This window comes from Allobosea sp. CS1GBMeth4, from assembly GCF_900185715.1.
In the GTDB taxonomy this organism is placed as follows: domain Bacteria; phylum Pseudomonadota; class Alphaproteobacteria; order Rhizobiales; family Beijerinckiaceae; genus Allobosea.
Genome location: NZ_FYAS01000007.1, coordinates 159077 through 176189, shown reverse-complemented (window position 1 = coordinate 176189; position 17113 = coordinate 159077). Strand labels below are relative to the sequence as shown.

Below are 17113 nucleotides of genomic sequence, written 5' to 3'. Positions count from 1 at the left end.
GCTCCGCTTCCCTACCGGGCCGACGGCCGGGACATGTCGGCGGCCGAGCCGGCGCGGCGAGCGCCCGCTACCTTTGGCCGGACATCGGAATCCGATAGATCGCTCCGTCGCCCCATGTCGCGGTCAGGAGCGACGCGCCGTCCGGTGCGACCACGAGGCCGACCGGGCTCCGCAATCCCTCCGCGACCGCACGGGATCGCCCATCCGGCAGGATTTCCCGCACGGTCGTCCCGCCATAATCGACCACGAAGACACGGCCGTCCTTCGTGACCGCCACGCCTGGGCCGGGGGTGGCGAACGCGCCGCCGGCCTCGATCCGCGCACCGTCCGGACGCAGGATCGTGACGCCACCGCCGATATTGGAGACGACATAGCCGCCATCCGGGGTCTGGACAGCAGCGACGGGCGTCCGCAAGCCCTCGATGACCGGCTCCAACCGGCCTGTGTCGTCGGCGGCCAGGATCTGGTTGGTGCGACGGTTGGCGATCAACAGCCGGCCGGCTCTGTCGAAGCTCAACCCTGCCGGCGTGGCGAGGCCGGTCACATGCACCCGACGCTCGCCGGTCCGGGTAAAGCGATAGACTTCGTCGAGGGAATAGGACGCGACGTAGATCGCGCCATCCGGGCCGACCGCCAATCCCGACGGGCCGGCAAGTCCATCGGCGAAAATGGCGCGTTTGCCGGCGAGGTCGATGCGCGAGACCTGTCCCGCCCCCCATTCCGCGACGAACAGATGTCCGTCGGCATCGAAAGCCATCCCGACCGGGGAGCTGAAGCCCGTCCACAGCCTCTCCGGCGCGGCCGGGTTTGCGTAGGCGGCGGGCGATAGAGCCGGGAATATGGCTGTCACCGCGAAAGCGAGCGCAGTGGCGACGACGAGAGGGCGAAGCTGCCCGGTCATGCCGCTTGCTCCTCTCGGCCGGAGGGCCGTGCGGCGAACACCTCCTTGGCCGCGAACAGGCCGTTCAGGGCCGCCGGGAAGCCGGCATAGACGGCCATCTGGATGATCGTCTCTGTGATCTCCTCCCGCGTCAGCCCGACATTCAGGCCCGCCTCGATATGCACCTTCAATTGCGGGGTCGCAGTCCCCATCGCCGTCAGCGCGGCGATGGTCGCGATCTCGCGGGCGCGCAGATCGAGGCCGGGACGGCTGTAGATGTCGCCGAACGGAAATTCGAAGATGTAGCGTGCGAAATCCGGCGCGATATCCGCCAGAGCCGCCACGACATTGGCGCCGGCCTCGCCATCGATCTCAGCGAGGGCCCGCCTGCCCCGTTCGAGCCGAGTCTCGCCGTCTTTGCGATCGTGCTGCGTCATGGTCCTTCGTCCTCTGCTCCGCGCCGGCGTAGCCGGCGATCTTCGTGTCGAGGACGAGAAGACAGGCTTGCAGCTCCGCCACATGGGCTCGGACGCGCTCGCGATGCTGTTCGAGCAGCGTGCAGCGCTCCGCCTCCGTGTCGGCGCCGCGTTCCCGCAGGGCCGCATAGCGCAGCATGTCCCGGATCGGCATCCCCGTCGTCTTCAGACGATCGAGGAATTCGATCCAGGACAGGATCGATGCGTCATAGTCACGCTGGCCCGATCGATCCCTGTCGGCGCGCGGAAGCAGCCCGATCCGCTCGTAATAGCGAATGGTGTGAGCCGACAGTCCTGACCGCCTCGCCAGTTGACCGATCTTCATGAGCGCCTTCTCTCGCCACGGCGCATGGGAGGCTAGGTGCTGGAGCGCACTCTAAGTCAACAGGCGAGAATCGACCGCGCGAAAGCCGGCTGAGGCGCGCGGACCTGCGAGCCAACAGCTCCGCATGCGACGGTTCGGCCATGGCCCTTGGTGATGGCGGCCACGTCCCGCTACTGCACCGTCGCCGGCGTCCGCTGCTCCATCGCGCGCCGCGCGGCCGCCTCCTGCTCCTCCTTCTGCCAGCGCCGGAACAGGTCGGCGCGACGGGCCGGATAGCGCTCCTCGCGGGCGAGCAGCACGGCGATGCGATCGGTCCGGAAATGGCGGAAGGCCTGCCGGAGCTCGCACCAGGCGATGACGACGCGGACGCGATCGAAGAAGGTCATGCCGATCGGCCAGATCACGCGCTGCGATTCGTTGCTCGCCTCGTCGCGATAGGTGATCTCGAGCTTGCGCCCAGTGCGGATGGCGGCCCGGATGGCGGCGGCGTCGACCTGGTCGACGATCGCATCCTTGCAATAGGCCGGGGCGAACAGCGCGCCGTCGAGCAGGATCGGGCGCAGATGCGGCGGCAGCACGGCCGCGACCTTGGCGACGACGTCCTCGGCGGCGCGCGCCAGGGTCGGGTCGGCGCGCTCGGAAAGCCAGCGCATGCCGACGAGCACCGCCTCGATCTCGTCGGGCGAGAACATCAGCGGCGGCAGATCGAAGCCGGCGTCCAGGACATAGCCGATGCCGGCCTCGCCGCGCACGGGGACGCCCTGGCGCAGCAGGGCGGCGATGTCGCGATAGACGGTGCGAACGGAGACGTCGAGCTCGGAGGCGAGCGTCTCGGCGGTGACGGGACGGCGGCGGCGGCGCAGCCCCTGGATCAGGTCGAGCAAGCGTTCAGCGCGCTGCATGGCGTTGGTTCCGCTTAATGAAGATGGCTTAGGATGATCTTGCCGCAAACGTCCTGACATAAAAAGTCAGGAGCGTGGCAGCAGGCACGGGGCGTGCCGCGTCCGCGCGACCAGGATCGAGGGGGGAAGCCATGATGGAGCTGCATGTATTCGGGCGGGGCTTCGGCCTGCCGGACCCCAGCCCCTTCTGCATCAAGGCGATCATCCTGATGGAGATGTCGGGCCTGCCCTACCGCCGGGTGCGAGGCAACCTGCTGAAGGCGCCGAAGGGCAAACTGCCGGTGCTGCGCGACGGCGACCGGCTCATCCCCGACAGCAGCTTCATCCGCATGCATCTGGAGCAAGGATACGGGATCGATTTCGACGAGGGCCTGTCCGCCGAGCAGCGCGGCGTCGCCTGGGCCGTCGAGAAGATGGTCGAGGACCACCTCTACTGGCTGGTGGTGCAGGAGCGCTGGCTCGACGCCGCCAATTTCGACCGCGGACCACGCCGCTTCTTCGACGCCGTGCCGGCGCCCCTGCGGCCGCTGATGGTCGCCATGGTCAAGCGACAGGTCCGCCGCGACCTGCGCGGCCAGGGCGTGGGCCGGCACAACGATGCGGAACGGCTGGAGCTGGCGCGCCGGGACCTCGACGCGCTCGACGCCATCCTCGGCGACAAGCCCTATCTCGGCGGGGCAGCTCCCTGCGGCGGCGACGCGACGGTGGGAGCCTTCCTGGTCTCCGGCCTGTGCGAGATCTTCGATTCGCCGGTCAGCGACGCGCTGCGCGAGCACGGCAACCTCGTGGCTTACGCCGGGCGCATGGGCGAGCGCTATCTCAAGGACCAGGCGGCGTGAGCCGCCGGCGCATCAAGGCCGCTTCAGCTTGCAGCGGTCGATGAATTCGTAGCCCTTCTCGCGGGCCGAATCGTTGAAGTAGCCGGTGTCGCGGAAGGCCTGGATCTCGTCCTTGGTCATGGCGTTGACCGTGCCCTTGGCGTAGCAGCTGCACGGCGAGTGCACCGCCTCGCGGGTCGTGTTCATCAGCCGAGACTGGGTGATCAGGCAGGCGTCGAAGGCGCGCAGCTGGATCATGTAGGGGGTGAGATTCTTCGCCGTCGGGTCCGGCGGCGGCAGCGTGCTGGTGCTGCCGGCGGCCAGAACCGCGCCTGCGGAAACCAGCAAAGACATTCCCGCGGCCCAAAAGACCGCACCAACCCGCCGCTTCGTCATCGTTCGCTTCGCCCGTTTCCGCGGCGAAGCCCGGGGGGACTCCCGAATCCCCCCTCTCTCAGGCCATGCCGCCGCCGGGCGCGGATGGTCCACAGGCCCGGCGAAAAAGCAATGACGCAAAGGTCACACCGCCTTGCGAATCCAGACCTTGTTGTCGTGGAAGGCCGCGCCGCCATAGGGCGCCGGCGAATCCGCGCCGGTGAGGGTGTTGATGCCACGCCCGCCGCGATGGGCGCCGTTCGGCCAGATCGATTCGGCGATGACGACGCCGCGCACCAGCCCCTCGAACAGCACCGCGTCGAGCTCGACCGTGCCGCGGCGGTTCCCGACGAGAACGGGGTCCCCCGCGGCGATGCCGAGCGCGGCCGCATCCTCGGGATGCAGCATCAGCGTCGGCGCCCCTTCCTTCTTGCGGGCGGTCGGGGTCTCGGTGAAGCTCGAGTTGAGGAAGTTGCGCGCCGGGCTGGTGGCGAGCCGGAACGGATGCTCGGCATCGGCCTCCTCGATCGCGCCCCAGTGATCCGGCAGCACCGGCAGGTCCCGATGCGGGCCGACCAGGCCGGCATTGCTGTTGGGGACCTTGGTCCAGTCCGGCTTGAAGCGGAATTTTCCGCCCGGCCAGCCGAAGCCGTTCAGATAATGCGCCGTCTCGAAATCCGGCTGTATATCGATGAAATCATTGGCGATCAGCTCGTCGAGCGTGCCGCGGCCGGTCTCCTGCAAGGTCCAGTCGACGATCTCCCGCGGGCTCATGCCGAAGCCGCGATGCGCGGCGCCGAGGCGCTGCGCCAAGGCGCAGATCACCTCATGGTTCGAGCGGCACTCGCCCGGCGGCTCGACGAGCTTGCCGCCCCACATGATGTGCTGGTGGCCGCCGCCCTGGTAGAGGTCGTCATGTTCCATGAACTGCGTCGCCGGCAGCACGATGTCGGCCATCCGCGCGGTCTCGGTCATGAACTGCTCGTGCACGACGGTGAAGAGATCCTCGCGGGCGAAGCCGCGCTTCACCAGCTCCTGCTCGGGCGCGACGGTGACGGGGTTGGTGTTCTGGATGAACAGCGCCTTGACCGGGCCGCCCTGCCGCAGCGCCTGCGCATCGCCGGTCAGGACACGGCCGATCTGCGACTGGTCGAGCTGCCGCACGCCGCGGTCGACCTTGTCGAGGCCTTCGATCAGCCCCTTGCGCCATTTGTAGATGCCGCTGTTGGAATGGAAGGCGCCGCCGCCCTCATACTGCCAGGCGCCGGTCACGGTCGGCACGCAGGCGGCGGCGTGGATGTTGACCGCGCCATTGCGCTGGCGCGCGAAGCCGTAGCCGAGCCGGAAGAAGCTCCTCTTGCGCGTCCCGACGAGCCTGGCGAATTCCTCGATCTCGGCGACGGAAAGGCCGGTGATCGCCGCCGCCCATTCCGGCGTCCGGGTCGCCAGATGCGCCTCGAGCTCCTCCGGGGCATCGGCGAAGCGGGCGAGATAGTCGCGGTCGGCATGGCCGTCGCGGAAGAGCACGTGCATGACGGCGCAGGCGAGCGCGCCGTCCGTGCCGGGCTTCAGCACCAGCGGAAGATCCGCCTGGTCGAGCGTGGCGTTGCGGTAGATGTCGATGGCGACGATCCTGGCGCCGCGTTCCTTCCGCGCCTTGACCGCGTGATGCATGACGTTGACCTGGGTGTGCACCGGGTTGGTGCCCCAGATCACGATGCAGTCCGACTTCGCCATCTCGCGCGGGTCGGGCCCCGCGAGCCGGCCCGTGCCCGCGATGAAGCCGGTCCAGGCCGTGGTGGTGCAGATCGTCGAGAACTGGCCGGAATAGCGCTTGGCATGGCGCAGGCGGTTGATGCCGTCGCGCATCACCAGCCCCATGGTGCCGGCGTAGTAATAGGGCCAGATCGCCTCGCTGCCGTGCTCGGCCTCGATCGCGAGGAAGCGCTCGGCGATCTCGCCCAGCGCCTCGTCCCAGGAGATGCGCTCGAAGGCGCCCGAGCCTTTCGGCCCGGCCCGCCGCAGCGGGTGCAGCAGCCGGTCGGGATGATGGATGCGCTCGGCGTAACGGGCCACCTTCGCGCAGATCACGCCGTCGGTGTAGCTCTGGCGCTTGTTGCCACGGACACGGCCGATCGTCTTGCCGTCGATGACCTCGACCTCGAGCGAACAGGCCGAGGGGCAGTCATGCGGGCAGACCGAGGGCAGGCGCGCGATGCGGGGAAGCTCTGTCATGCGCCCTTCCTAGAACAGGTCCAGGATCGGCGGAAGCCGGGCGGTTGCATTGCCCGGCTGCGCCGGGGAAGCTGCCTGCCTCCGGTGGAGGGATTCGGCCGACCGGCCAAACCAAGAGAGCAGCCCAAAAGAGCAGCAATGCCAGAGGCGGGCCGCTCGTCAACTCCGGGTTAAGATTAATGATTCAGCTTGCACGCACCCGAGTAGCCCAAGGCGCCTTCGCGCCGGAGTTCTGACGATGCGTTGCGTTGCGTTCCTGGCCGGTCTGGCGGCCGTCTGTCTGTCCCTCGCAGTGCCGGGCACCCCGGCCCGGGCACAGTCGTCCCAATATGCGCAGTACACCTCGCCCGAGCCGGTGCAGAACTGGCACCTGACGCTCGGCGCCGGCCTGCGCTACCAGCCCGACTATGCCGGCTCGAACGATTACGTCTTCCGCCCGCGCCCGATCGTCTCGCTGGCGCGCGGCACCAAGAGCACCTGGTGGACCTCGGAGGACGACGCCATCAGCATCGGCTTCTTCTCGGGCAAGGCCTGGCGCGTCGGCTTCTCCGGCAACCTGCTCTGGGAGCGCAAGGCCAGCACGAACCCGGCCCTGGTCGCGATGGGCGTGCCCGACGTCAAGTTCGGCGCCGAGGCCGGCGCCTTCGTCGAGTTCTATCCGACCTCCTGGCTGCGCACCCGCATCGACCTGCGCCGCGGCGTCGTCGCGCATGACGCGATGGTGGCGGAAGCCAAGGTCGACGTCTTCCAGCGCATCGGCGCCTGGTCGCTCGGCATCGGCCCGCGCATGACGATCGTCGGCGCCGACTATATCCGCACCTATTTCGGCAGCGCCAACGCCGGGAATGGCGGCCTGCTGCAGCGCTACAATGCCGGCGTTCATTCGGTCGGGGCTGTCGCCCAGGCGACCTACAACTGGTCCGACAAATTCCAGACGACGGCCTATGTCGAGTACCGGCATCTGGTCGGCGACGCCGCCAAGGCGCCGATCGTCAGGGCCTTCGGCGACCGCGACACGTTCACGGTCGGCGTCTCGGCCAGCTACGCCTTCGATCTCGGCTTCTGACCTCCCCGTCATTGAGCACGACAAAGCAATCCAGGATCGTGCTCTCCGCCCTCCTGGATCGCTTCGTCGCTCCAATCCTCGCAATGACGGAGCACAACGAAAAAGGGCGGGTCCAGCGGACCCGCCCTTCCTGTTTCCGGAACGGATCGCCGGCTCAGCCGACGATCTCGTTGCCCGCGAAGAACTGCGCGATCTCGATCGCGGCGGTCTCCGGCGCATCCGAGCCATGCACGGTGTTCTCGCCGACCGACTGGGCGAAGAGCTTGCGGATCGTGCCGTCGGCGGCATTGGCCGGGTTGGTCGCGCCCATCACCTCGCGATACCTGGCGATCGCGTCCTCGCCCTCGAGGACCTGCACGACGACCGGCCCGGAGGTCATGAACTCGACGAGTTCACCGAAGAAGGGCCGCTCCTTGTGGACGGCATAGAAGGTCTCGGCCTGGCCCCTGGTCATCTGGATGCGCTTCTGCGCGACGATGCGCAGGCCGGCCTTCTCGATGACCGCGTTGACCGCGCCGGTGAGATTGCGCTTCGTCGCGTCGGGCTTGAGAATGGAGAAGGTACGCTGGACAGCCATCGTTATCATCCTTGCGGGAAAATCGGGAATGCGGCGCGCTTATAGCGGCGCCCTCCCCGTGCCACAAGGCTGGATGGCCGGCCTGAACCTCAGTGCCGGGTCAGGAACCGGCGCGCCTCGCGCAGCGCCTCGGCGGCCTCGTCGCGGCTCATCTCGAGCGCCAGCTCGCTGCGATGCGAGGCGGCGCGGGCGCAGCCCTTGGCGAAGGCGACGTTGAACCAGGTCTGCGCCGCGACCAGATCGACCGGGCCGGAGCGGCCGGAGGCGTGCATCAGGCCGAGCTCGTAATAGGCGTCGGCGGAGGCTTCCATCGGGATCGCCAGCGAGGCCGGGATCGCGCTCATTTCCATGCGTGCCATGACAACTCTCCCTGTTTTCCTTCGATGCCGGCCCGTCTGGAGGCCGCGGCTTGTGAGGAGAAGGTCGGTCCCAGCGGTAAAAGAACCCGCTAAAATTCGCGATGAATCGAAGCTCAACGAGTCGCAAACGAGCGGTTAAAGCAAGATTCGATTCAGCCTCGCACGCCGAATTACGCAAGGATTTCAAGCCATTCGAGAATCGACGCCGGAAGGCGCGTCAACCGGCCGTTCACCCTGCCGCAGGGTCATCCCGGCCGCCGGCGGCTTGCAGGGAGGTCTCTTGGAAGGCGAAGCGGCTTCGGATATGGTTTACATCTGAACGATCCAGGCGACAGAGATCGCCGCCACCGAGGAGGAACGCCATGACCATTCGCCCGACCATCATTGCCGCCGGCCTGCTGCTCGCCTGGGCCCTGCCGGCGTCGGCGCAGGACGTCGCCGGCACCTGGCTGCGCGACACCGGCGCCTCCAAGGTGCGCTTCGCCAAATGCGGCGACGCGATGTGCGGCACCATCTCCTGGCTCAAGGATACGAGCGGGCCGGCCAAGCTCGGCCAGCGCATCTTCTACGACATGAAACCGGCCGGCGGCGGCAAGTGGAACGGCAGCGCCTTCAACCCGGAGGACGGCAAGACCTATTCCGGCACGATGTCGCTCTCGGGCGACACGCTGACGACGGCCGGCTGCGTGCTCGGCGGGCTGATCTGCCGCTCGGTGAAGTGGTCGCGCAGCAATTGATCGCACACCCCGCGTCATGGTCGGGCTTGTCCCGACCACCCACGTCTTCACTTCAAGAGCAAATGCGGTGTTCGAGACGTGGATGCTCGCCACAAGGGCGAGCATGACGGCAATGCCCAGTCGGCGCTTCAGCGCGCCTTCTGGCCGAACAGGATCGCCTTCTCCTCCGGCGTGCTGATCCCGGCCGGGTTGCGCAGCTCTTCGGCGACCTTGAGCCCGCGCTGGACCGCCGGGCGAGCGAGCATGGTGTCGATCCAGCGCCCGACATTCGGGAACTGGGCGATGTCCTGGCCCTGGCGCTCCCAGCCGCGCGCCCAGCCGATGCAGGCCATGTCGGCGATCGAATAGTCGCCGCAGATATAGTCGCGGCCCTCGAGCCTGCGGTTCAGCACGCCGTAGAGGCGGTTCGCCTCGTTGGTGTAGCGCTCGATCGCGTAAGGCACCTTCTCCGGCGCATAGATGCGGAAATGGTGGGTCTGGCCGAGCATCGGACCGAAGCCGCCCATCTGCCAGAACAGCCATTCCTCGACCGCGACGCGGGCGCGCTCGTCGCTCGGATAGAACTTGCCGGTCTTGCGGCCGAGATATTGCAGGATCGCGCCGGATTCGAAGACGGAGATCGGCTTTCCGCCCGGGCCCTCGGGATCGACGATCGCCGGCATGCGGTTATTGGGCGAGATCGCCAGGAAGTCCGGCTTGAACTGGTCGCCCTTGCCGATGTTCACCGGGATCACCTTGTAGGGCAGCCCGGTCTCCTCGAGCATGATGGTGATCTTCCAGCCGTTCGGCGTCGGCCAGTAATAGAGGTCGATCGGCTTGCCCTGCGTTGCTGCCATGTCCCAATCCTCGCGTCGTTGCGGGTCGACGGCAGATTTAGGCTCGCGGCGGCCCCGGCGTAAGCACCGCCGCCGCGCGCCGCGAGCAGGTTCGCCATGCCGTGAACAGGCTGGCGCTCCCGCTGGCGGGCGTCACAGCTCCAGCTTGAAGCCCTCATGGCTCTGATCGAAGCCGAGGCGGCGATAGAAGCGATGCGCGGCCTCGCGCGACTTGTTCGAGGTCAGCTCGACCAGACCGGCGCCGTTCCGGCGGGCGAACTCCAGGGCGTGGGCGACCATGGCCTCGCCGATGCGCCGGCCACGCAGGGCCGGATCGACGTGGACGCTCTCGAGCTTGGCGCGCTTGCGGCCGCGATTGATCAGGCCGGGGATCAGCGTGACCTGCAAGGTGCCGACCACCGCGCCGTCGAGCTCGGCGACGAAGAGCGTGTCGTGAGCGCTGGCAGCGACCTCGTCGAAGGCGTCGAGATAGGCCGGATGCGCCGCCTCCTGCGCGATCTCCTCCGCCGTGCGCGTCTGCTTCGCGGCGCCGAGCATGATCAGGGCCGCGATCCTGGCGACATCGTCGCGGCGCGCCTCGCGCAGGGTCACGGCGGCAGGGATGGTCGCCTCGGTCATCGTCGTCTCCGTTCGGTATCCGCCAGGCGCCTCAGATCGTCACCAGGCGCTTGGCCATGATCAGCGTGTTCGGCGTGTCCTCGCGGCCGTCGAAGCGGGCCTGGCGCTGCAGGAAGAAGCCCATGCGCTCGTAGAAGGCGATGGCGAGCTCGTTCTGGCTTTCGACCTCGAGCCGCGCCACCGGCGCATCGGGAAAGCAGGCGAGCGCGACCTGCAGCAGGGTGCGCCCGATCCCCTCGCCCTGCCGCGCCGGCGCGACGTAGAGCCGCGTCAGCATGATGGCGCGGTCCGGCTCGCGCCGGGCCGAGGCGGTGCCGACGATCTCCTCGCCCAGCAGCGCGATCAGGAAGACGCCGCTGTCGCGGCCGAGCTGGGCCGCGAGCGCATCGAGCGAGTGCCAGGCATTGGTGATCTGCGCGACCCGCTGCCAGCCATAGATGCCGTCATAGGTGTCGTGCCAGGTCTCGACCAGGAGCGAGCGGACGGCCGGCAGATCGGCGGCGACGGCATCGCGGATGATCAGACCGCCGGGTGTCATCGCACGGCTCGGTCACAGGGCGATCGGCGCCCCAGCCTCCACGTCATCCCGGACAAGCGGCGAAGCCGCGCCGCTCCGGGATCCATCGTAGAGCTCCGTTCCCTACGATGGATCCCGGCGCTCCGCTGCGCTGCGGCCGGGATGACGGAGTGGTTCAGCGTTAAATCCCCAGTTTGGCTTTCAGGATCTCGTTCAGCGCCTGCGGATTGGCCTTGCCGCCCGAGGCCTTCATCGCCTGGCCGACGAACCATCCCAGCATGGTCGGCTTGGCCTTGACCTGCTCGACCTTGTCCGGGTTGGCGGCGATGATCTCGTCGACGGCCTTCTCGATCGCGCCGGTGTCGGTGACCTGCTTCATGCCGCGGGCCTCGACGATCGCGCGCGGATCGCCACCTTCGGTCCAGAGTATCTCGAACAGGTCCTTGGCGATCTTGCCGGAGATCACGCCCTCGCCGATCAGGTCGACCAGGCCGCCGAGCTGGGCCGCCGAGACCGGCGAGCTGGAGACCTCCCTGCCTTCCTTGTTGAGACGGCCGAACAATTCGTTGATCACCCAGTTGGCCGCGGCCTTGCCGTCGCGGCCCTTCGCCACGGCCTCGAAATAGTCGGCCTGGTCGCGTTCGGCGACGAGCACCGAGGCGTCATAGGGCGAAAGCCCGTACTCGGCGATGAAGCGCGCCTTCTTGGCGTCCGGCAGCTCGGGCAGGTGCATCTTGAGATCGGCGACGAAGGCATCGTCGAATTCGAGCGGAAGCAGGTCCGGATCGGGGAAATAGCGGTAGTCGTGCGCCTCCTCCTTCGAGCGCAGGGAGCGCGTCTCGCCCTTGGCGGGGTCGTAGAGCCGGGTCTCCTGGTCGATCACGCCGCCGTCCTCGAGGATGCCGATCTGGCGGCGGGCCTCGACCTCGATCGCCTGGCCGATGAAGCGGATCGAGTTGACGTTCTTGATCTCGCAGCGCGTGCCGAAGGGCTCGCCCGGCTTGCGGACGGAGACGTTGACGTCGGCGCGCAGATTGCCCTTCTCCATGTCGCCATCGCAGGAGCCGATATAGCGCAGGATGGTGCGCAGCTTGGAGACATAGGCCTTGGCCTCTTCGGCCGAGCGCAGGTCGGGCTTGGAGACGATCTCCATCAGCGCCACGCCCGAGCGGTTGAGGTCGACGAAGCTCATGGTCGGATGCTGATCGTGCATCGACTTGCCGGCATCCTGCTCGAGATGCAGCCGCTCGATGCCGACGCTGATCTGCTCGGTCGGCGACAGGTCGACCGCGATCTCGCCCTCGCCGACGACGGGATGCTTGTACTGGCTGATCTGGTAGCCCTGGGGCAGGTCGGGGTAGAAATAATTCTTGCGGTCGAAGACCGAGCGCTTGTTGATCTTCGCGTTGAGGCCGAGCCCGGTGCGGACCGCCTGGCGCACGCACTCCTCGTTGATCACCGGCAGCATGCCCGGCATCGCCGCGTCGACCAGGCTGACATGGGCATTCGGCTCGCCGCCGAACGCCGTCGAGGACCCCGAGAACAGCTTGGCGTTGGAGGTGACCTGGGCGTGGATCTCGAGGCCGATCACGACCTCCCAGTCGCCGGTCGCGCCCTTGATCAGTTTCTTCGGATCGGCGGGGCGGACATGCGCATTCATCGGGTGGCTTCCATCAGGTGTTGCTGCTGACGCGGTCGCGCGCGTCCCTCAGGTAGAACTTCGGCCCGCCGCCAGCAAGCATCTGTTGCCCCGGTTCGGAGCCGCCGCGCGGCTGTTGCGGCCGATCGCCGATGAAAATTGCCGCAAAATGTCGAGTGAAGAAACTTGACAATCGTCAGCGGGATGGGGTTGTTGCGCATTCGGCCGGAAACCGTGAAGGTTGCGCCGCGCCCGCATTTTCGGAGTTTCACATGATCCGCCGCTCCAGCCGGGCCTTCATCGCTCTGGCGGCCCTGCTCCCGGTCCTGTCCGCCGAGGCGCTCGCGCAGGGCGCACCGCCGGCCCCGCCCGTCACCGTCGCGACGCCGCTGGCGAAGCGCGTCACCAATTGGGACGAATTCACCGGCCGCTTCGAGGCGAGCGAGCAGGTCGACGTGCGCGCCCGCGTCTCGGGCTTCGTCGAATCTGTGCATTTCCGCGACGGCGACCTCGTCAAATCCGGTGACCTGCTGTTCACCGTCGACCAGCGCCCCTACAAGCTCGCTGTCGACGCGGCGCGGGCCGAGGTGGCGCGCGCCAAGGCGCAGGTCGAGCTCGCCCAGAACGAGGTCGAGCGCGCCGAGGGGCTGACGCAGAACCGCACCATCACCGCCCGCGACATCGACCAGCGCCGCGCCAACCTCAACAGCGCGATCGCCAGCCAGCAGGCGGCCGAGGCCAATCTCAAGACGGCCGAACTCAACCTGGAATGGACTCAGGTGCGCGCGCCGCTCGCCGGCCGGGTCTCGAACCGGCGCGTCGATCCCGGCAACCTGATCTCCGGCGGCCAGTCGGGCGCGACTCTGCTGACGACGATCGTCGCGGTCGATCCGATCAGGTTCGTCTTCGACGCCTCGGAGGCCGACTATCTGCGCTATACGCAGTCGCAGGATCTGCGGAAGCCAGGGACCCCGGTGCGCGTGCGGCTTTCGAGCGAAACCAAATGGGACCGCGAAGGCAAGATCGACTTCGTCGACAATGCGCTGAACGCCCGGACCGCGACGATCCGCACCCGCGCCGTCTTCCCCAATCCCGACGGGCTGCTCACTCCGGGAACCTTCGGGCGGCTGCGACTCTTCGCCGGCGAGGCCGACGCCCTGCTGGTGCCGGATTCGGTCATCGTCTCCGATCAGGCCAACAAGATCGTGCTGACGGTCGGGCCGGAGAACAAGGTGGTGCCGAAGCCGGTGCAGCTCGGCCAGATCACCGACGGCCTGCGCGTGATCACCAAGGGGCTCACGCCGAGCGACAAGGTGATCGTGACCGGCATCGCCAATCCGATGGTGCGGCCCGGCGTGGCGGTGACGCCGCAGCCGACCGAGATCAAGGCGGCCGCCGCCAAGTGACCGCCTGACGGCGGCGTCGAGGGCGGACGGTCTCTCCGTCCGCCCTGCCCAAGCCTTCGTGTTCGCCGCGATTCCGGACGGAGACCCAAGTCTCCATCGTCGTGGAATTGCCTACGGCCAGGACCATCGCATGTTCCGCTTCGCCCATTTCTTCATCGACCGGCCGATCTTCGCGACCGTCCTCTCGGTGCTGCTGACGATCGCCGGCGCCATCACGCTGCGCACCCTGCCGATCGCCGAATATCCCGAGATCGCGCCGCCGACCGTCACGATCTCGGCGAGCTATCCCGGCGCCTCGGCCGAGGTCGTCGCCTCGACAGTGGCGGCGCCGATCGAGCAGGAGGTCAACGGCGTCGACGACATGCTCTACATCTCGTCGCAGTCGACCGGCGACGGGCGCGTCACGATCAACGTCGTCTTCAAGGCCGGCACCGATGTCGACCAGGCCCAGGTGCTCGTACAGAACCGGGTCTCGGCGGCCGAGCCGCGCCTGCCGCAGGAGGTGCGCGCGCTCGGCCTGCAGGTGCGCAAGGCCTCGCCGGACTTCCTGATGGTCATCCACATGCTCTCGCCGGACGGCTCGCGCGACCAGCAATACGTCTCGAACTACACGACTCTCAACGTCAAGGACGTGCTGACCCGCGTCGAGGGCGTCGGCAACGTCCAGGTCTTCGGCGCACGCGACTATTCGATGCGTGTCTGGCTCGACCCGGCCAAGGTGGCGGCGCGCAACCTGACCGCCGGCGACGTCGTCGCCGCGATCCGGGCCGCCAACATCCAGGTCGCGGCGGGCGCGATCAACCAGCCGCCGGCAGCCTCGGACGGCGCCTTCCAGCTTTCGGTCAACACGCTCGGGCGTCTGACCAGCGTCGACGAGTTCTACAACATCGTCGTCCGCTCGGACGCCGATGGCGGCACGATCCGCGTGCGCGACATCGCGCGCGTCGAGCTCGGCGCGCAGGATTATCTGTCGAACTCCTATCTCGACAACAAGGAAGCCGTCGCCATCGGCGTCTTCCAGCGTCCCGGCACCAATGCGCTCGCCGCCTCGGACGCGCTCATCAAGACGATGCAGGAGCTGTCGAAGAGCTTCCCGGCCGGCGTCGAGCACACCATCGTCTACAACCCGACGGAGTTCATCAGGGAATCCGTCTCGGCCGTGGTCACGACGCTGCTCGAGGCGATCGCGCTCGTGGTGATCGTGGTGATCCTGTTCCTTCAGACCTGGCGCGCCGCGATCATCCCGATCATCGCGATTCCGGTCTCGCTGGTCGGCACCTTCCTGATCATGAGCGCGGTCGGGATCTCCTTCAACACGATCTCGCTGCTGGCGCTCGTGCTGGCGATCGGCATCGTCGTCGACGACGCGATCGTCGTGGTCGAGAACGTCGAGCGCTATCTGGCGCAGGGCATGAGCGCCGTGGACGCCGCGCACAAGACCATGGACGAGGTCGGCGGCGCGCTGCTGGCGATCGCCCTCGTGCTCTGCGCCGTGTTCATCCCGACCGCCTTCATCACCGGCCTGCAGGGGACGTTCTACCAGCAGTTCGCGGTGACGATCGCAGCCTCGACGGCGATCTCGTGCTTCGTCTCGCTGACGCTGTCCCCGGCCCTGTCGGCGATCCTGCTGAAGCCGCACAGCCATGCCGAGCCGACCGGCTTCCTGGCGACGCTCACGGCGCCGCTGCGCTGGTTCTTCAAGTATTTCAACAAGGCTTTCGACTGGCTCTCGCGCGGCTATGGCGCGGTGACCTCGCGCCTGATCCGCATCGGCGTGGTGATGCTGCTGGTCTATGCCGGCCTGATCGCGGTCGCCGGCCAACGGCTCGCGGCAATTCCGACCGGTCTCGTGCCGCAGCTCGACCGCGGCTATTTCATCGCCGTCTTCCAGTTGCCGCCCGGCTCCTCCCTGCCACGGACGGACGCGGTCCTCCGCAAGGCGACCGAGGTCCTGCTGTCGCGCCCGGGCGTGGCGCACGCCGTCGCCTTCGCCGGCCTCGACGGCGCGACTTTCACGCTCGCGCCGAATGCCGGCGTCGCTTTCGTCACGCTCACCGACTTCAAGGAGCGGGCCAAGCAGGGTCTGACCACCCAGGGCATCCTCAACGACCTGCGCACCCAGCTGTTCGGGATCGGCGAGGCCTTCGCGCTGATCATCGAACCTCCGGCGGTTCCCGGCATCGGCACCGGCGGCGGCCTCAAGGGCTACGTCCAGGATCGCGGCGGCAAGGGCCTGCAGGCGCTCGAAGGCGCGACCTGGGCGGTGGCCGGAACGGCGGGCCAGTCCCCCGGCATCCAGCAGCCCTTCACCCTGTTCTCGACCAGGACGCCGCAGATCTACGCCGACATCGACCGCACCAAGGCCGAGATGCTCGGCGTCCCCGTGACGCGCGTGTTCGAGACGCTGTCGATCTACATGGGTTCCGCCTATGTCAACGACTTCAACATTCTCGGCCGCACCTTCCGGGTCACGGCACAGGCCGACAATCCGAACCGGCTCGACATCCGCGACGTCGCCGATCTGAAGACGCGCAACGCCGACGGCGAGATGGTGCCGATCGGCTCGGTCGCGACCTTCTCCGACACCACGGGCGCCTATCGCGTGCCGCGCTATAACCTCTACCCGGCCGCCGAGGTGCAGCTGTCGATGGCGCGCGGCTATTCGACCGGCCAGGGCATCGCGGCAGTGGAGCAGATCGCGCAGAAGGTTCTGCCGGCCGGCTTCGGCTTCGAATGGACCGAGATCGCGCTGCAGGAGAAGCTCGCGGGCAACACCGCGATCATCGCCTTCGGCCTCGCCGTCGTCTTCGTCTTCCTGCTGCTGGCCGCTCTCTACGAGAGCTGGACGCTGCCGCTCGCAGTCATCCTGATCGTGCCGATGTGCATCCTCGCTGCGATGGTCGGCGTCGGCTACAAGGATTTCGACCGCAACGTGCTGGTCGATATCGGCCTCGTCGTGCTCGTCGGCCTCGCGGCGAAGAACGCGATCCTGATCGTGGAGTTCGCCAAGCAGGCGGAGGACGAGGGCATGAGCCGGCGCGACGCCGCGATCGCCGCCGCGCGGACCCGGCTGCGGCCGATCCTGATGACCTCGCTCGCGTTCATCCTCGGCGTGCTGCCGCTGACCACCTCGATCGGCGCCGGCGCGGAGATGCGTCAGGTGCTCGGCGTCGCGGTGTTCTCCGGCATGATCGGCGTCACTGCCTTCGGCCTGCTGTTCACCCCGGTGTTCTATGTTGTGGTGCGCTGGCTCGCCGGGCTCGGCAGCCAGAAGAAGCCGGCGGAACCGAAACACGCAGCGCCCCAGGCGCACTGACGGCGCCACAGCCCCGCCACTGCCGTGGCGG

At 67.8% G+C, this 17113-nt stretch carries 17 protein-coding genes; 5 read left to right on the top strand and 12 right to left on the bottom strand.

Translation table 11 applies throughout. The features are described from left to right. Positions 1-67: 67 nt before the first annotated feature. The 4 genes from CS1GBM4_RS04215 to CS1GBM4_RS04200 form a co-directional block, all read right to left on the bottom strand. Positions 68-901, bottom strand: a complete 834-nt coding sequence (locus CS1GBM4_RS04215) for a hypothetical protein (RefSeq protein ID WP_186417433.1) — start codon at positions 899-901, stop codon at positions 68-70. After that, the gene (locus tag CS1GBM4_RS04210) at positions 898-1317 is read right to left on the bottom strand and encodes a carboxymuconolactone decarboxylase family protein (RefSeq protein WP_186417432.1); all 420 of its coding nucleotides are present in this window, start codon (positions 1315-1317) and stop codon (positions 898-900) included. The genes CS1GBM4_RS04215 and CS1GBM4_RS04210 overlap by 4 nt, the downstream gene beginning before the upstream one ends. Then, complete coding sequence (locus tag CS1GBM4_RS04205) at positions 1253-1681, bottom strand: MerR family transcriptional regulator (protein ID WP_186417431.1); 429 nt, start codon at positions 1679-1681, stop codon at positions 1253-1255. Before CS1GBM4_RS04205 ends, CS1GBM4_RS04210 begins: the two co-directional genes overlap by 65 nt. A 170-nt stretch (positions 1682-1851) precedes the next feature. Then, positions 1852-2583: a YafY family protein gene (locus CS1GBM4_RS04200; RefSeq protein ID WP_186417430.1), complete on the bottom strand. Its 732-nt coding sequence runs from the start codon at positions 2581-2583 to the stop codon at positions 1852-1854. A 134-nt stretch (positions 2584-2717) separates the two neighbouring features. Between CS1GBM4_RS04200 and CS1GBM4_RS04195 the strand changes: the two genes are divergently transcribed. Continuing rightward, positions 2718-3422: a glutathione S-transferase family protein gene (locus CS1GBM4_RS04195; RefSeq protein ID WP_244607042.1), complete on the top strand. Its 705-nt coding sequence runs from the start codon at positions 2718-2720 to the stop codon at positions 3420-3422. A 12-nt stretch (positions 3423-3434) separates the two neighbouring features. Here CS1GBM4_RS04195 and CS1GBM4_RS04190 read toward each other — a convergent pair whose 3' ends face one another. After that, positions 3435-3749: a hypothetical protein gene (locus CS1GBM4_RS04190; protein ID WP_186417428.1), complete on the bottom strand. Its 315-nt coding sequence runs from the start codon at positions 3747-3749 to the stop codon at positions 3435-3437. A 171-nt stretch (positions 3750-3920) separates the two neighbouring features. Further along, the gene (locus CS1GBM4_RS04185) at positions 3921-6011 is read right to left on the bottom strand and encodes a molybdopterin oxidoreductase family protein (RefSeq protein WP_186417427.1); all 2091 of its coding nucleotides are present in this window, start codon (positions 6009-6011) and stop codon (positions 3921-3923) included. Between the two features lie 238 nt (positions 6012-6249). Between CS1GBM4_RS04185 and CS1GBM4_RS04180 the strand changes: the two genes are divergently transcribed. Further along, a complete protein-coding gene (locus CS1GBM4_RS04180) occupies positions 6250-7077 on the top strand; it encodes a MipA/OmpV family protein (protein WP_186417426.1) in 828 nt (275 codons plus the stop codon). A 154-nt stretch (positions 7078-7231) separates the two neighbouring features. Here CS1GBM4_RS04180 and ndk read toward each other — a convergent pair whose 3' ends face one another. Both ndk and CS1GBM4_RS04170 read right to left on the bottom strand, forming a co-directional pair. After that, the gene (gene ndk, locus CS1GBM4_RS04175) at positions 7232-7654 is read right to left on the bottom strand and encodes a nucleoside-diphosphate kinase (RefSeq protein ID WP_186417425.1); all 423 of its coding nucleotides are present in this window, start codon (positions 7652-7654) and stop codon (positions 7232-7234) included. Positions 7655-7743: 89 nt separating this feature from the next. Beyond that, entirely contained in the window at positions 7744-8013 is a 270-nt protein-coding gene (locus tag CS1GBM4_RS04170) for a sel1 repeat family protein (protein WP_244607041.1), read from the bottom strand. A 362-nt stretch (positions 8014-8375) separates the two neighbouring features. Between CS1GBM4_RS04170 and CS1GBM4_RS04165 the strand changes: the two genes are divergently transcribed. Continuing rightward, entirely contained in the window at positions 8376-8750 is a 375-nt protein-coding gene (locus CS1GBM4_RS04165; protein ID WP_186417424.1) for a DUF2147 domain-containing protein, read from the top strand. Between the two features lie 128 nt (positions 8751-8878). Here CS1GBM4_RS04165 and CS1GBM4_RS04160 read toward each other — a convergent pair whose 3' ends face one another. From CS1GBM4_RS04160 to gatB, 4 genes are all read right to left on the bottom strand, one after another. Then, on the bottom strand, positions 8879-9586 hold the full coding sequence (locus CS1GBM4_RS04160) for a glutathione S-transferase N-terminal domain-containing protein (protein WP_186417423.1): 708 nt from the start codon (positions 9584-9586) through the stop codon (positions 8879-8881). Positions 9587-9718: 132 nt separating this feature from the next. After that, positions 9719-10204: a GNAT family N-acetyltransferase gene (locus CS1GBM4_RS04155; protein WP_186417422.1), complete on the bottom strand. Its 486-nt coding sequence runs from the start codon at positions 10202-10204 to the stop codon at positions 9719-9721. 31 nt (positions 10205-10235) lie between these two features. Beyond that, positions 10236-10742 carry a GNAT family N-acetyltransferase gene (locus CS1GBM4_RS04150; protein WP_186417421.1) on the bottom strand — a complete coding sequence of 169 codons (507 nt, stop codon included), beginning with the start codon at positions 10740-10742 and terminating at the stop codon, positions 10236-10238. A gap of 160 nt (positions 10743-10902) precedes the next feature. Further along, positions 10903-12381, bottom strand: coding sequence for an Asp-tRNA(Asn)/Glu-tRNA(Gln) amidotransferase subunit GatB (gene gatB / locus CS1GBM4_RS04145; RefSeq protein WP_186417420.1), 1479 nt, complete (start codon positions 12379-12381; stop codon positions 10903-10905). A 251-nt stretch (positions 12382-12632) separates the two neighbouring features. Here gatB and CS1GBM4_RS04140 point away from each other — a divergent pair, with 251 nt between their 5' ends. Together CS1GBM4_RS04140 and CS1GBM4_RS04135 are read left to right on the top strand one after the other, a co-directional pair. Beyond that, positions 12633-13766 carry an efflux RND transporter periplasmic adaptor subunit gene (locus tag CS1GBM4_RS04140; protein ID WP_186417419.1) on the top strand — a complete coding sequence of 378 codons (1134 nt, stop codon included), beginning with the start codon at positions 12633-12635 and terminating at the stop codon, positions 13764-13766. A 130-nt stretch (positions 13767-13896) separates the two neighbouring features. Next, a complete protein-coding gene (locus CS1GBM4_RS04135; RefSeq protein ID WP_186417418.1) occupies positions 13897-17082 on the top strand; it encodes a multidrug efflux RND transporter permease subunit in 3186 nt (1061 codons plus the stop codon). Positions 17083-17113 lie beyond the last annotated feature (31 nt).